This window comes from Flavobacterium sp. HSC-61S13 (genome assembly GCF_024171535.1).
GTDB lineage: Bacteria > Bacteroidota > Bacteroidia > Flavobacteriales > Flavobacteriaceae > Flavobacterium.
In genome coordinates this window covers 284301-299580 of record NZ_JALJZV010000002.1, presented here as the reverse complement: position 1 = coordinate 299580, position 15280 = coordinate 284301, and the positions used below count along the sequence as shown (strand labels likewise).

Annotated in this window: 11 protein-coding genes; 6 read left to right on the top strand and 5 right to left on the bottom strand. The window is 35.8% G+C overall.

All coding sequences use genetic code 11. The features are described 5' to 3' along the window. The first annotated feature begins 1 nt into the window (after position 1). The gene (locus L1275_RS03675) at positions 2-1357 is read left to right on the top strand and encodes a polymer-forming cytoskeletal protein (protein ID WP_253469871.1); all 1356 of its coding nucleotides are present in this window, start codon (positions 2-4) and stop codon (positions 1355-1357) included. Here the strand turns inward: L1275_RS03675 and L1275_RS03670 are convergent. Next, positions 1354-2532 (bottom strand): dicarboxylate/amino acid:cation symporter, encoded by a 1179-nt coding sequence (locus L1275_RS03670; RefSeq protein WP_253469867.1) that lies wholly within the window; start codon positions 2530-2532, stop codon positions 1354-1356. The two genes, L1275_RS03675 and L1275_RS03670, sit on opposite strands and share 4 nt — an antisense overlap. Before the next feature lie 269 nt (positions 2533-2801). On the opposite strand from L1275_RS03670, the gene L1275_RS03665 reads away from it, so the two are divergent. Together L1275_RS03665 and L1275_RS03660 are read left to right on the top strand one after the other, a co-directional pair. Further along, the gene (locus L1275_RS03665; protein WP_253469864.1) at positions 2802-3269 is read left to right on the top strand and encodes a T9SS type A sorting domain-containing protein; all 468 of its coding nucleotides are present in this window, start codon (positions 2802-2804) and stop codon (positions 3267-3269) included. A gap of 8 nt (positions 3270-3277) precedes the next feature. Further along, entirely contained in the window at positions 3278-9583 is a 6306-nt protein-coding gene (locus tag L1275_RS03660; protein WP_253469861.1) for an FG-GAP-like repeat-containing protein, read from the top strand. A gap of 425 nt (positions 9584-10008) precedes the next feature. Here L1275_RS03660 and tsf read toward each other — a convergent pair whose 3' ends face one another. The 4 genes from tsf to rplM form a co-directional block, all read right to left on the bottom strand. Beyond that, entirely contained in the window at positions 10009-10833 is an 825-nt protein-coding gene (tsf, locus tag L1275_RS03655; protein WP_219288465.1) for a translation elongation factor Ts, read from the bottom strand. Between the two features lie 103 nt (positions 10834-10936). Next, complete coding sequence (rpsB, locus tag L1275_RS03650; RefSeq protein ID WP_253470034.1) at positions 10937-11695, bottom strand: 30S ribosomal protein S2; 759 nt, start codon at positions 11693-11695, stop codon at positions 10937-10939. 138 nt (positions 11696-11833) lie between these two features. Then, entirely contained in the window at positions 11834-12220 is a 387-nt protein-coding gene (gene rpsI / locus L1275_RS03645; RefSeq protein ID WP_219288463.1) for a 30S ribosomal protein S9, read from the bottom strand. Further along, complete coding sequence (rplM, locus tag L1275_RS03640; RefSeq protein WP_219288461.1) at positions 12220-12675, bottom strand: 50S ribosomal protein L13; 456 nt, start codon at positions 12673-12675, stop codon at positions 12220-12222. The genes rpsI and rplM overlap by 1 nt, the downstream gene beginning before the upstream one ends. Positions 12676-13259: 584 nt before the next feature. Here rplM and L1275_RS03635 point away from each other — a divergent pair. Genes L1275_RS03635 through L1275_RS03625 form a run of 3 tightly spaced genes read left to right on the top strand, consistent with a single transcriptional unit; the run spans position 13260 to position 15269 of the window. Further along, positions 13260-13625, top strand: a complete 366-nt coding sequence (locus L1275_RS03635; RefSeq protein WP_253469857.1) for a hypothetical protein — start codon at positions 13260-13262, stop codon at positions 13623-13625. A gap of 50 nt (positions 13626-13675) precedes the next feature. After that, the gene (locus L1275_RS03630; protein ID WP_253469854.1) at positions 13676-14833 is read left to right on the top strand and encodes a hypothetical protein; all 1158 of its coding nucleotides are present in this window, start codon (positions 13676-13678) and stop codon (positions 14831-14833) included. After that, positions 14784-15269 carry a hypothetical protein gene (locus L1275_RS03625; RefSeq protein ID WP_253469851.1) on the top strand — a complete coding sequence of 162 codons (486 nt, stop codon included), beginning with the start codon at positions 14784-14786 and terminating at the stop codon, positions 15267-15269. The genes L1275_RS03630 and L1275_RS03625 overlap by 50 nt, the downstream gene beginning before the upstream one ends. Positions 15270-15280 lie beyond the last annotated feature (11 nt).

Genomic DNA, 15280 nt, shown 5'->3' with positions numbered 1-15280 from the left:
AATGGCGTTTAAATTAGTTTCAGTGAAAGAGGTCAGGGAGTGTTTTCCTTTTCTATTGGAATTGGAAGGTTTTGATCTGTATGACGATTGGTCAGAGGACGATGCTTTGTTGGTAGCTGAAGAAGATGTTGAACTGCAGGGGCATCTCCAATTGGATATTTTTGAAGAACAGGGGAGGTTGGATATACTTAAGCTATTAAAATTAAAAATTTCAAAAGACAACCGCATACAGGGATTAGTAATTCTAGGTAATCTTAAGGTTTCGGGCTGTATGATTAATGCCGAGGGTGATTATGGACCCTTTGTTTATATACAAGGCAATGTGTGGTGCCAGAGCGTACTGTTGGGCGGTGCTTATGTTGAAGTTCTTGGCGATATCACTGCAGAAGAAGTAGTGATGACCGATTATAATCATGGTTTTTTAAATGTTGAAGGTGTTGTTTGTGCTCCAATTTTTATAGTTGAAGACCATTATACTCAGTTTGGGCAAAGAGAAAATCTATTGTTTTATTACAACAGTAGGACGGTGGATGATCATCCTGTAGAAAACGATTGTTATGAAGATGAAGAAACCGAAGAATGGCTGTGTTCGCCGGTTTTGACGCAGTATTTGGACAACTATTTAACCACGGATTTCGAGGAATTAAAACGCGATTTAAGTCACGGTGAGTGGGTGCTTTTCGAGGGTGTGGTCACTATTGATGGAGCTGCTAAAAGAATAGAGAAAGGTTATGATTATTGGAGTGCTAAAGTAGCACTTCACTTTCGCGATCTCAAAAGGGTTCCGGAGTATCTTATCGATGAAAAAATGTGTTGGCTGGCTTTAAATAGCAGTTATGCCGCTTTGGATTTTGTGCCGCTTCAATATGTTACTTACGACTTATGCTTGGAGTTGATTGAAAAAAACGGTTATGCCTTAGGGGTGATTCCCGAAGAATTAATCACTTTGGAACTCTGTGAATTGGCGGCAAAAAAGGGAACGTCGCTGATGTATATACCCAATCAATTTTTTTCGGAAAGCTTGATTTTAAGTGTGATGAGTCATGCAAAGTTTGAACCCAATATCTTAGACGTTCCAGAAGTGTTTGTTACAAAAAGTCTGCTGGTGTCTTATGTCAAATTGGGTAAAGGACTGTATTTGGACAAAATCTGTAAAAAAGTCCAACTGAGTAAACAGGATATTCTATTTAAAGTTGTTGATGATTCGGTGGATTGGTTGCCAACGATTTTCAGCTACCACTGTAGCAAAGAGCTTATCGCCTATGCTAAAGAGCGCTATGCCCATGGAGCTGAAGCGGCGGTGTTAAACAAGTATCTCGAGGATTTTAAAGAGAAATTACTGCGTTATATTAATTAAGATATACCTTGTGCTTTCTTTTTCGTCAAGGCATCAACAACTACAGCAATGGCACCATCTCCGGTAACATTACATGCAGTACCAAAACTATCCATAGCGATATATAGTGAAATCATTAAGGCTTGACTTTCGTCGTTAAAACCGAGCATTTTTGCGATAATTCCAATCGCGGCCATAATGGCTCCTCCAGGCACCCCTGGTGCAGCAACCATAGCGATTCCCAGCATACAGATAAACCCAGCAAATGCGCCAAATTCAATCGGTTGGCCTTGTAATAGCATTAAAGCGATAGCGCAAGCGACGATTTTTAAAGTACTTCCTGCCAAATGAATGTTTGCAGCTAAGGGGATTACAAAACCGGCTATTTTTTCAGATACGCCATTTTTAAGGGTTTGTTGTAAGGTAACCGGTATTGTAGCTGCTGATGATTGGGTGCCCAATGCTGTGAAATATGCGGGCATCATCGTAATCAGTAATCGGAACGGGTTTTTACGTGCTATAAAACCAGCGATGCTGAATTGAATAATCAGTAGTAGTATGTGCAAGGCAAAAATGACTCCGATGATTTTTACAAAAACTTGTATGATGGAGAAGACCTGTCCAGTATAAGACATGTTTAAAAATATTCCAAAGATAAATACCGGAAGTAAGGGGATGATTACTTTATTGATAACGCTGGTGATGATGACTAAAAAGTCGTCAAAAGCGTTTTCTAGAGTAGAATTATTTAATTTTGAAATACCTATGCCGATTATAAAGGCTAATACCAAAGCGCTCATCACATCCATAATGGGTGTAAACTCAATGGTAAAATAAGGTGCTAAATCCGAAACTTTATCGGCTATATTCAACTGTTGGGTTTGTGTGGCTAGCAGCTCGGGAAAAATATTCACACTGGCAAAGTAGGTTGTGAATCCGGCAAAGAGTGTAGAGCCATAAGCTATGGCAACGGTCAGCACTAGAAGACCTCCGGCTCCTTTACCTAATTTTCCGATTGCGGGCACTACAAGTCCTAAGATGATCAATGGAATGGTGAAGGAAAGAAATGAGCTAAAAATGGCATTAAAACTCGCGAAAACACGACCTATAGCTTCGGGAGTAAAAAGTCCAAAGACAATTCCTAAGGTTATGGCTATGATAATTTGGAAAAGGATGTTTTTGCTTAAGTTTTTCATGGGAGCTTGTTTAGGATTCAAAAATAGCCTTTTATAATTAATAGTTAGTTGAATAGTCGTTTTAACTGATAAAATATATTACTGATAGTATTTAAAGGGTATAATTCTAAAAAGATCTTATTATATCAGTTGTTTTGCCGTTTTTAACAATTATTTTTGTCTTTTTTTTAATTTGAAATCTTTTTTTTATCAAAAAAAAACAAATATTATTTATTTTTTTTGATAATTTATCCGTTTGTTTGTGTAATTGAAGTTTAAAATTTTTTTTTATGAAAAAACTTATAGTTTTTGTGTTTTTTGCAGTATTTTTTTCCGCTTTTGGTCAAAATGCAATACTTGTTTTTGATTATGATGAGTCTGGGAATCAAATTTTCAGAGGATTTAGAGAAGAAAATACTGAAAATTCGACTTTTTCGCTACTTAAAGAAGATGGTGTTAGTGTGGTGAATTCGAATATTATGTTAAATAACGCTATAGTTACGGCTGGTTCATTAGGTTTTACATACTATCCTAATCCGGTGAAAGATTTGTTTACAATCAATTGGCCTACTCCGGATATTATCGTTGACAACATTAGAATCTATACGACGTCGGGACAATTTGTACAGTCGGCTAACCAATTAAAAGGTAAACAACAAGTGCAATTGGACTTTTCGAATTTGCCTATAGGATGGTATCGAGTAGTATGCATTTACAACGATAATCAAGAGGTTCAATTTCAAGTTATTAAAAAGTAGATAATTTTATGAAACATTTTTACGCAATTATTTTTTTACTATTATTTGTCACGATGGGTTATGGTCAAATCACCGGCCCATATACACCTGCTGATGTTGAGTTAAATTTGATTACTAAGACTATAGGTGAATTAAATGTAACTACAAGTGGGGCGGCCATATATCAGGTTTCTATCGAGGTTCCCCAGGGAGTTACTGGTATAGAGCCCGAATTAAAACTCGTGTATAATAGTCAGGCCAATGGAGGTAAAGCCGGGTTAGGTTGGGACATGTCAGGTGTTTCTCAAATCAGTAGAATTAGTGCTACAAAATACCACGATGGTTTTATTCGTCCAGTAGATTTCAGTACTACTGATCGGTTTGCTTTGGATGGTCAACGATTGATTTTAAAATCTGGCATATATGGAGGGGATGGAGCGGAATATGAAACCGAGTTTTATTCCAATCTTAAGATTAGTTCCCATGGTGTTTCTCCTTATGGGGTAAATTTTGGGCCTAAATATTTTAAGGTAATGCATCCAGACGGATCTACGGCGCTTTATGGGTTTGGCGATAATTCTAGATCAAAAATGAATTTCGGAATCACCTCTTGGATTAATAGCTCAAATGTCGGAATGTTCTATAAGTATATCACCTCTGGTGATATGTTGTTAATTTCGAAAATTGAATATGTAAGTAGAACATTTTTTATTAATCAGGTACTTCCTACAGAGACAGTTGAACAAACTGCGGGAGATATACCTAATACTACTATGACAGGGGAGGCTAATGGTCTTTCTTTTCCTAACATTAGACTTTATGAAAATGAAATTGTATTTGAATATATTGACAAGATATCTCCCGAGATTTCTTATACTGGCGGTCATCGATTTTCTAACGATAAGACTTTGAGTTCTATTCAAGTTAAGAGTCAAGGAAAAATATTTAAAAAATACGATTTAGATTTTAAGGAAACATTACTGGGACAGTTACAATTGGTCGCAATATCCTCTTTTAGTGGAGTAAATTTAGTTCCTTCAGCACCTTTGAAGTTTCAGTACCCTACAAGTTATGAAGGTCAGTTTTCCTTGGAAGAAGTTAAAACAAACGCGCCAGCTTATGTTCAAAGAAATACACATACGGCGGTTACCGGTGATTTTAACGGAGATGGGAAGTTGGATTACATTCTAAATGGTGAAGGAAGTTATTCTGTCTTTTTAACTAAAGATAACGACAACGAATTAAATATTGGGATATCAAAGAATGAAAGTGTTAGAAAAATACTTCCTGCGGTATTCCTAGATTCCAATCAAAAAGTACTACCTAACGAAGGATGGATCTCGGTAAATTATGCTACTGGCAAGTTTGATATGAATTCTTTAGGGAGTAACTATATCAATAAGGAGTATTCCAAAACGCATTTGTTTCCGAATTTTAAGATCGACAAGCGTACGACACAATGTTATGCCGACGAGTTTTTTGATATTCCAAAGGAAGTGTTAAGTGGTGACTTTGATGGGGATGGCTTGACGGATCTGATAGTCATAGAAGAAAGTTTTAAGTATACCTATATGACGTGTCGGCCTGGCTATCCTGCAGATAGCCATCAAACAAGTACTTATTCGGGCGGAAACACGTATTTTATTGATATGAACAGAAATAAAATAAGCGATTTTGTTAAAAATACCGGTAGATTAATAGGCTTGAAGATTGGAGATAAGGTGGTATCAGCAGATTTTAATGGTGATGGTAAAACGGATATTCTAGTTTATGGAAATGGTGTTGCCAGTTTGTATGGTTTAAATGATGATTACTCCTTGCAGCGTTTATGGTTTGTGACAGATAGCGATATTAAAGCAACAAGCGATTTTCTTCTAGGGGATTATAATGGCGATGGTAAGATGGATTTTCTTTTAATTGACGATTATACCTATTACCACTTCTTTTATAGTACGGGTGCATCTTTTAGTAAGAGTTCAGAAACACTACTTGTCAATTATAGTCGACCTGGGAAGAATGTAATACAAGGTTATTATGATTACTCAGCCATCTACAGTGTAGATATTAATAATGATGGTAAAACGGATTTAGTAGTAGCAGACTTTACATATAAAGATAATACTATGTATAATGTAAGTAAGGGAGGGCAGGTAAATACAATAAGTTTATATAAAAATAAAGGAGGATATTTCCAGAAGATTCATGGTTATTTACCAAAATCAGCAATAACTACGATAAGTGATCCTAACGTGTATAGGCAGTTTAATCCTCTTAGTGTATTATTAAACCCCAAGGATAATACGGAAGCTTTTCAGCTAGCGTTTATCTCCAATGATAAAATATTTAAGTATAATTATAATTTTAACGCGTTGGATGAAAGGCAGTTAATTAGTATTAAGGATGGGGATAATATTTCAGAGCATATTTCTTACGCAAAATATGGTGTTAATCCGAATAGTGATAATATGGCAATGATGCCTCATTTTATGAGATATCCATTTACATCCGTGCAGTATCCGAACGTAGAATTAAATACATTACCAAATATATCTGTTGTTAGTGGTATTACTACCAATGATGGATTGAAGAAATTTTTCTCATATGCTAGTCCGGTAGTAAATATGCAGGGGTTGGGTTTCCTTGGATTCCATGCCACTGTAAATACAAGCTGGTTTAGTAAGCCAGAAGATGTGATTAAAAATGTGAAAGAATTTGATCTGAATCTGCGAGGCAGTGTAGTAAAAGATTTTTCTATTTTGGGTAGTAGGTGGTTGAATTTTACCACTATGGTAATTCCAACAGTTGCGAATAATATGGAGTTGCCCGATCATCAGTATGATTTAATGGTGAACTATACTTATGCGTCAGATCTTTCATCAACCAAGGTTTTTAAACTTCGAAATACAGTTAAAAAAACCACTAATTATTTCCAAGGGACCTCTACGGTAGTAACCAATTTGTACAATTCATTTAATGATGTAGTTAAAAAGAAAACGGTATTTAATACACGGAAGGACGATGGTACTGAAGTCTTGAATAAAACGGAGAATGTTGCTACTGTTTTTGAGAATAGTGCAAATGATGCGCCTTACTACAGAAGTAGGGTTAAGAGCCAAACGGAGACCCATAGTTTAGTAGGTTCTCCCGGTTATGCGGGAAGGGTTTCTTATACTTATAACGATAAGGGTTTAGTTTCGCAGTTTAGACGGGAAAGTGGTAACAGTTTTGTAAGAGAACCAGGACCTATTATTCCGTTTGATGTGAATGAACCTACTTCTTCGCTGGCATTTCCTCCAGTGGGTGGGTTTGTGGAAATTGTATTGGGCGACGGAAAGGTGATCGATGAAAATAGTTTATATGATGATAGTGGGAATCTTATTCAAAAGAGTACTATTGCCACAGATATGGTGGAGAGGGTTACTAAATACAAATACGATGCTTCGGGGCGTTTCTTAGTTGAGAGTACTGATATTGAGGGATTGGTTAGTAGGTTTAAATATGATACAGCTACAGGAAATTTGTTGGAGGAAACAAATTCATTGGGCTTGGTTACTTCATATGTGTACAATAGTTTTAGGTTGCCGACGAAGATTACCGATTATTTAAATAAATCTACTGCGATTTCTTATGTAAAACAGTCTGAAATTCTTACTGTTACATCAACTGATGAACAGGGAGGTATTAGTGGGGAAAAATACGATAAGTACGGAAATAAGATAGAGTCTTTCGGTGTAAATAACTCAGGTGTGTTTATTCGCAAGTTCTACAAATTTAATAAGTACAAACAATTGATAAGTGAAAGTGACCCGGCTATCGAAGAGAGTTCAGCCTTGTGGAGTACTACGGACTACGATATATATGGTAGAGTCAATAAGATTGTAGATAGTAAAGGAAAAAAGACAGAATTTACGTACGACAAATTGCGTACTATAAAAACCGATGGATTGACTACCAAAACTAGTATCAGAAATACTCAGGGTAAGGTAGTTTCTCTTCATGACTTATCCGATGAAAGTCCGATTTTATTTAGTTATTACTCTAATGGTAACGAAAAGAGTAGTTCTTTTGGAGGAACTACAATCAATTTGGAGCAGGATTCGTGGGGAAGAAAAACGAAAACAACTGATCCAGATGCAGGAATTTATACATATAAGTACAATGCTTTGGGGGAGTTAATACAAGAAGTAACGCCAAAAGGTGTTACAGATTTTACTTTTGATAATAACGGTAAGCTCATTCAGAAAGGTATAATAGGTGCTCATACTAATGTTGCTACAACATACAATTACAATAGTTTAACCAAACTGTTGACATCTACTCAGTCGCTTATAAATGGGGAGCAATTTTTATATAACTATGAATACGATGATTTTAATCGGTTATATAAAACTACTGAAAATGCGCCTTTGGTAACTTATGAGAAAGAATTTACTTTTGACGAGTTTGGACGTGAAGATACAGAGAAAATAAAGGCGGTTGCCTATGGTGTGTCTTCGGAAAAGATTATAAAAAACACCTACAAAAATGGTCATCATTATAAAATAACAGATTTGCAAACGGGTGTGGATTTAATCGTTAAGGAATCGAGAAATGAACGTGGGCAGCTCAAGCAATATGTGTTGGGTAATGGAATTAGGGTAACAAATTCTTATGATGCTTTTGGATATTGGTTGTCGAGTACCCATCGAGGGGGCATGTTTATACCAGTGCGACAGTTTGTAAATACTTTTGATGTGGTTAGAGGGAATCTGACTTCTAGGAGTTATCAAAGTATATTAAATGGGGCTACTGTTCCTGCAGAAAGCTTTACCTATGATAATTACGACAGATTGACTTCGTTTACAGATTTGGAGCAAGTTCAGCACAATCAAACTTACGATAAGCGGGGGCGCATTACTGGAAATGAACTGGGTACTTTTGCTTATAAAAACTCAAATTTATATCAACTGGCTGAAATCGAATTGTCGGACAAAGCTTTGGATTATTACAGACTTAGGCCGAAGCAACAAATAGAATTCAATGCGTTTAAGAGTCCAGTGTCGATTGTAGAGGTAGGGGGGGAATCGGTTTATTTCGATTACAACAGTTTTAACCAGCGTTCAACGATGTATTATGGGGATAATTCTAATGTAAAAACCACGAGTCCATTGAGAAGGCACTATTCTCATGATGGATCGATTGAGGTTACCTATAAGTTAGCTGATGCGTCTGTGGACTTCTTGTTTTATTTAGGGGGAGATGCTTATACTGCTATGGCTATAGCTAAAGGAGTAGGGGTTCAGCCAATTTATTATTTACACAGGGATTTTTTAGGTAGCATCATAAAAATAACGAATTCAAATGGTGAATTAGTGGAGTCACGTAGGTTTGATCCTTGGGGAAATATAAGTACAGTTACTGATGGACAAGGAAATGTCTTGACTAAATTAACGTTTATTGAGCGTGGATATACTGGACATGAACATTTGCAAGGTGTGAAGCTTATAAACATGAATAGACGTTTGTATGATCCTGTTTTACGACGCTTTTTGTCGCCAGATAATTTTGTGCAAGATCCAAGTAATTCGCAGAATTATAATAGATATAGTTATGCATATCAGAATCCATTTAAGTATACAGACGAAAGTGGAGAGATTTTTGGAACTATAATTTCCGGTGCTATGGATCTTGTATTTAACGTGTTGGAGCATGGAGTTAATGTACATCATTATGATTGGAGTGTAACCGAAAGGGCTTGGCAAATAGATAGAGGATTGTTTACCGGTAATTTTGGTCAGATTCTCAATAAATGGACTTGGGGACTTGCTAACACTGCTATTGGGAATTTCGTAGGACATGTTCTAAACTTTGGTGGTTATGTAAATAATGTTACGCATCTAGATGGTGCGGTAGCTTTAGGTGGAGTTTGGAAAAGTGGGGCTTTTACAGTCGGACAATATATTTTTGGCCCACAAAATTTTACTGCCGACTGGAAGGATCATCTTTTTGTGCACGAATATGGTCATTATTTGCAGTCACAGAAGTTTGGGCCGTTTTATTTAAGCGCAGTTGCTTTTCCAAGTGTGCGTGACCATGTGAGAGAGGAAGGTCGTCATGGGACACGTTGGTATGAGGCTATGGCTAGTAGTTTAGGAGGAAAGTACTTTGATAAGAAGTACGGATCTGGAGCGAAAGGTTATGTTGAGGATAGTGAAGATTTTTTCAATTTAAATGCATTCAAGAAAGAGAATGTAAATACTAAATATAAAAATCCAAGAAACGAAGGTAATAATAACAGTGGGCACGGTTTTAACTATCGATATCATTTTTCAGATTTCCTTTATATGTTCTTTTAATATTTTTTATTTGTGTGTGAGTATGTTGCGCTGTATTGATTATCGGGTTCTGTTTATCGATCGTGTTGTGCATTAGTGCTAAGTTGAAAATACTATGTGGAATGTTGTTAAAAATTGAGTTTGTATAATTCAGAGGTGATGCGGATATTACCCAAAAAATGAAAGCGAAAAGTCAGCATTGAGAATTGGGACTTTTCGTAAGTAATACTATAAAGTCATAGCTAATACAGCATTTCAGTTGTGTTTATAAGTAAGCAGAAAGGTTTGGCTTTTAATAGTCAAGCCTTTTTGTTTATATGTTTTTTTATAATTCTATATTAGTCGTCTGTTTTGTTTGAGAATTTATGCGGAGTTGGCGAATTATAGACAAAAAAAGCCCTTAATCGCGAGATTAAGGGCTTTGATATAAATAGGCAGACTTTGGATTATCCTAAAGCAGCTCTTTTGAATCCAGTGATAACAAGACTAGGATCAACCGTTTTGATATAAGCAGCAACGCTCATAGAACCGTCTTTGATATAATCTTGGTTAACTAAAGTATTGTCTTTGTAGAAACGTTGAATTTTTCCTTTAGAGATGTTTTCCAACATCGCTTCTGGTTTTCCTTCAGCTCTCAATTGCTCTTTAGCAATTTCGATTTCTTTGTCAATGATAGCTTGATCAACACCAGCTTCGTTTAAAGCGATTGGGTTCATCGCAGCAGCTTGCATAGCTACGTTTCTTGCAGCTTCTTCAGCTCCTTCTACATTAGCGGAAAGGGAAACGATAGTAGCGATTTTATTTCCAGCGTGGATGTAAGATCCAACGAAAGTACCTTCTAATCTTTCGAATACAGTAATTTCAATTTTTTCTCCGATAACTCCAGTTTGCTCGATCAATTTGTCAGCAACAGTCATACCACCAAAGTCAGAAGCCAAAAAGTCTTCTTTTGTATGGAAAGCCAAAGCGTGGTTAGCTAAATCAGTAGCCAACTTTACAAATCCTTCGTTTTTACCTACGAAATCAGTCTCACAACCTAAAGTGATAACAACACCCGCAGTTTTATCTGCATTTACAATAGCGATAGAAGCACCTTCTGTAGATTCTCTATCTGCTCTGTTTGCAGCAACTTTTTGTCCTTTTTTACGTAAGTTTTCAATTGCTAAATCGAAATCTCCGTCAGCTTCAACTAACGCTTTTTTACAGTCCATCATTCCGGCACCTGTAATTTGTCTCAGCTTGTTTACATCTGCAGCAGTAATATTTGCCATTTTAAAGTCTTGTGTTATGTGTTAATAAAAAAAGTCGTTATGGATAGTTGTCTACAAAAGTATACATCCATCAGCATAACGACTTTATGATACTGTTAAATTATTATTCTTCAGTAGAATTAGCTACTTCTGGAGCTGGAGCCGCTACAACTGGTTGATCGTCTTTTTCTGTTTTTCTTTCAGAATGACCTTCAATAATTGCACTGGTTACTAAAGATAAAATTTTATCGATTGATTTAGAAGCATCATCATTTGCTGGGATTACATAGTCAACTTGACGTGGGTCAGAGTTGGTATCAACCATAGCGAAAATTGGAATGTTTAATTTCTGAGCTTCTTTAATTGCGATGTGTTCAGCTTTGATATCTACAACGAAAAGAGCAGCTGGTAGACGAGTCATGTCAGCAATTGAACCTAAGTTTTTCTCTAATTTCGCACGTAAACGATCAACTTGTAAGCGCTCTTTCTTAGAAAGAGTTAAGAATGTACCGTCTTTCTTCATTCTATCGATAGAAGCCATTTTCTTAACAGCTTTACGAATAGTAACAAAGTTAGTCAACATACCACCTGGCCATCTTTCAGTGATGTAAGGCATGTTTGCTGCAGCTGCTTTCTCAGCTACGATGTCTTTTGCTTGTTTTTTGGTAGCTACGAATAGTATTTTTCTACCTGATGCTACAATCTTTTTCAAAGCTTCATTAGCTTCTTCGATTTTTGCAGCTGTTTTATATAGATTGATAATGTGAATACCATTACGCTCCATATAGATGTAAGGAGCCATGTTTGGATCCCACTTTCTAGTCATGTGTCCGAAATGAACACCTGCCTCTAGTAATTCTTTAACTTCTACTTTGTTTGCCATTTTGTAATAGTTTACGTTCTTGTGTATTAGCAATGATTCGGTAGCGATTGTCTCGGTCTGAACCATTTAGATGCTAAACTAATTCCTACCGCAGCAGGAGAGCAACAAAAACTTAGATTTTTTAATAATAAATAAAAATTAACGTTTAGAGAACTGGAATTTCTTACGCGCTTTCTTCTGACCGAATTTCTTACGCTCAACCATTCTTGGATCACGAGTCAATAAACCTTCTGGTTTCAAGATAGATCTGTTTTCTACATCAACTTCACACATTGCTCTTGCAATTGCCATACGTACAGCTTCTGCTTGACCAGTAGTTCCTCCTCCGTAAACATTAACTTTTACGTCAAAGTTCTCTGCATTATCTGTCAAAGACATCGGTTGCATTACTTTGTATTGTAAAGTAGCTGTTGGAAAGTAAGTTGCAAATTCTTTTTTGTTTACTGTGATTTTTCCTGTTCCTTCTGAAACATATACACGAGCAACAGCGGTTTTTCTTCTACCGATTTTGTGAATAACTCCCATTACTTAAGATCGTTTAAATTAACGGTTTTAGGTTGTTGCGCATCGTGTTTATGTGCTGTACCTACATTTACGTTTAAATTACGGAATAATTGTGCTCCTAATTTGTTTTTAGGCAACATTCCTTTGATTGCTTTTTCAACCAATAATGCAGGGTTCTTCTGTTGCATTACTTTAGCTGTCAATACTCTTTGTCCTCCTGGGTATCCAGTGTGACGGATGTATTGTTTTTCTTCCAATTTGTTTCCAGTCAAATTGATTTTTTCTGCATTGATAACGATTACGTTATCTCCACAGTCCACGTGTGGTGTAAAACTTGGCTTGTATTTACCTCTCAATAGCATAGCTACTTTTGAAGCAAAACGACCTAAGTTGTGACCTTCAGCATCTACAATGATCCACTCTTTTTGAGTAGTAGCTTTGTTTGCTGATACTGTCTTGTAGCTTAAATTGTTCACAAATAAATTATTTTAATTAAACATTCCATTCCCAATAAAGGGAGTGCAAAAGTACAACTATTTATTTATTATACAATACAACTGTTTATTTTTTGAGCCCAAATTGAGCAGTTTATTGAAAATGAAACTATTAATCGGGTTTTTGAAGTGGAATCTGTATAAATTTTCTTTCTGACTTTTGAATTTATTTGCGGTTTCAATTGTTGTGGAATGGAGAACTCTATAGTAATCTCATGTTTTTTGAAGTGTTACTTAGGAGGTATGGGTGTTCTATAAGTAGTTCATAACTGAGGTGGTGTTAATTTGTTGTGTCGTTTTAAAATATTTTAGATAATCAATTATTGTTCAACATCTAAATACTTTAAATTTTGCATACACAGCAGTTGGGTTAAAGTTGTTTTTTTAACATTTATTCTTGGTTGTTTCATTTATTTTTATGATTATTAACATATTAAAATTTTTATTATGAAGTATTTTATTTTTATTAGTTTGATTTCCTTGGTATTGGCTTCCTGTGATACTGACCATACCATACCATAGATAGTGAGGCCGTTGAGAATCGAATAATACTGCAAGAACCCCCTGTGACGCAATTTCCGGAGTTGCAAGCGTATTATGATCGCGGAGGAGATAAATTTGGTTGTGAGGGAAACAATGGTAATTGTTTGCCAACCATAATTATTACAGTACCAGCATATCAAAGCGCTATAGACCGCTTGTTTGATGTAGTCTTACATCAAGACCTACAATTCGTAAGGGAATACATCCTCAGGGATAAAGAAACTTTGCTAAGGTTGTTAGATTTAAAAATGGTAGACGCAGTACTTGATGGTCAGTTGTATTTAAGTGTTCGAAAAAACAGAGAAACACAGATTGATTATTTGTTTTTTAATTCAGCTAAAAGCGAGGAAATAGTTTTGGTATATCCTTTTAAAAAACAATTATTTTAATGTAGCGGCTGTCTGGTTTTGGCTAGACAGCCTTTTAAATATGGTTTTTTATGTATAAAACAGTAAGTGTTGTTTTTCTATTTATTTTAACGGTTAGTTGCGGAAAGTCTGAAGATAAATGGTTGCCATCTCGATCGGTGGTTTTTGATATTGGATTTGTGAACCAAGGAAAATTTAGTGGTATCCTATATGATAGCGAAAGTAAAGAGAACCTATTCTATTTTGCGGATCCTATTTCGGATAGAATTATAAAGTTTTATGACAATCGGGGTAATTTAAACGATTCAGTAAGTCTTGTCGCTGCTGTGGCAGAGATACAAGTAGTAGACGGTATCTCAGTTATATCCAAAGATTCGATAGTCTTGTTAAATAAACGTGCGAACCAGTTGCAGGTATTGGATAGGGGTGGGAATACTTGGTATCGCCTAGATTTAAATCAATTTTCTTTCGATACAGGTGCTATTTATCATTTTTCATCTTCCATTAGTGGAAATTTTGTTTTGGAAGGCAATAGTTTGTTGTTGCACCCGATATGGTATGGAAATCCGCAAGATATCAAAGAGAATAAGGTGCCGAGAGAAGGCTATGAAAGTGCGAAATATTATTACACTCATTTTGTCCACAGTCCTCATTTGATTAAAATTGAAGATGTTTTTTCTCCATCGCCTAAGGCGATTTATGGGTTGGATGATTTTTATTGGAATATGGAAAACAAAGTTGCGGCTTATATAGATGGGTGTTTTAGTACCTATAAGAAAGGGAAGGTTTTTGTTTTTTCGTGTTTTTCTCCAAATTTGTTTTGTGTAAATCCAATAAATCTACAAATCATCGAAGAGATACGGATTGTCGAAGATGCTCAAGCGGTTGCATTGCCCGCTCCTTTGGCGCAAACTATCGATAGTGATGTTCTAAATTTCGAATTGCAACATAAAAGCATAGTTGGGGATTTTGGTTATAGTTCCAAAAATAAAAAATATATACTGATACAAACTATTGATATTTCTAAAAACAAGGAAAAGGACTACCGTCCTTTTAAGGTTTCGGTATTGGATGAGAAATTTAAAATTGAAAAAGTAGTTGTTTTCGACGAAGGAAAATATTTGTGGTATAGTTCGTTTATTGCGGACGATGGAGTTTATATTTTAAAAAAGGTAGAAGATGAAAAAAGTAATTTTGGCATTAAAAAATACGACTTTTTTGAGCTATAAAGGTGTGATGATTTGCTTGCTCAGTTTCTTCTGGGGCTGTTCTGGCAGCGGCAATTCGGAATTTGAGCAATTGGCAGATTCTTTAAAACGGGAGTATGGTATTCAATTAGATAGTCAGATACAGCGAATATTGGTTTTGACAGAAGAAGATTGTCCAAGCTGTAATCGTTATTTCGCTAAAGCGGTGATTAAATATGTCGATGATCCTCATTCTATTATAATTGCAAATGCCAGTGGTTCAAGAGTAGATATTACTGCGTTAATTCAGGCAGAGAAGGCGGTTAACAATGTTTATGTTGCGAGAACGTATAATAAACAGAATTCATTTGTTAATAAAACCAAAGTGATATACTTAGAGCACAATAAGATTGATACGGTGGTCACTATTAATGCTCGGGAACTAGAGCGTCAATTTAAATATATTTTTGAGAATTGAATTGTTTTGCG

What these genes read in the sequence shown, in the direction of transcription:
- rpsI (WP_219288463.1), bottom strand. Translation starts at nt 12,220, where the DNA reads ATGGGAGTTATTCACAAAATCGGTAGAAGAAAAACCGCTGTTGCTCGT.
- rpsB (WP_253470034.1), bottom strand. Translation starts at nt 11,695, where the DNA reads ATGGCAAACAAAGTAGAAGTTAAAGAATTACTAGAGGCAGGTGTTCAT.
- tsf (WP_219288465.1), bottom strand. Translation starts at nt 10,833, where the DNA reads ATGGCAAATATTACTGCTGCAGATGTAAACAAGCTGAGACAAATTACA.
- L1275_RS03625 (WP_253469851.1), top strand. Translation starts at nt 14,784, where the DNA reads ATGAAAAAAGTAATTTTGGCATTAAAAAATACGACTTTTTTGAGCTAT.
- L1275_RS03630 (WP_253469854.1), top strand. Translation starts at nt 13,676, where the DNA reads ATGTATAAAACAGTAAGTGTTGTTTTTCTATTTATTTTAACGGTTAGT.
- L1275_RS03665 (WP_253469864.1), top strand. Translation starts at nt 2,802, where the DNA reads ATGAAAAAACTTATAGTTTTTGTGTTTTTTGCAGTATTTTTTTCCGCT.
- L1275_RS03660 (WP_253469861.1), top strand. Translation starts at nt 3,278, where the DNA reads ATGAAACATTTTTACGCAATTATTTTTTTACTATTATTTGTCACGATG.
- L1275_RS03670 (WP_253469867.1), bottom strand. Translation starts at nt 2,532, where the DNA reads ATGAAAAACTTAAGCAAAAACATCCTTTTCCAAATTATCATAGCCATA.
- L1275_RS03675 (WP_253469871.1), top strand. Translation starts at nt 2, where the DNA reads ATGGCGTTTAAATTAGTTTCAGTGAAAGAGGTCAGGGAGTGTTTTCCT.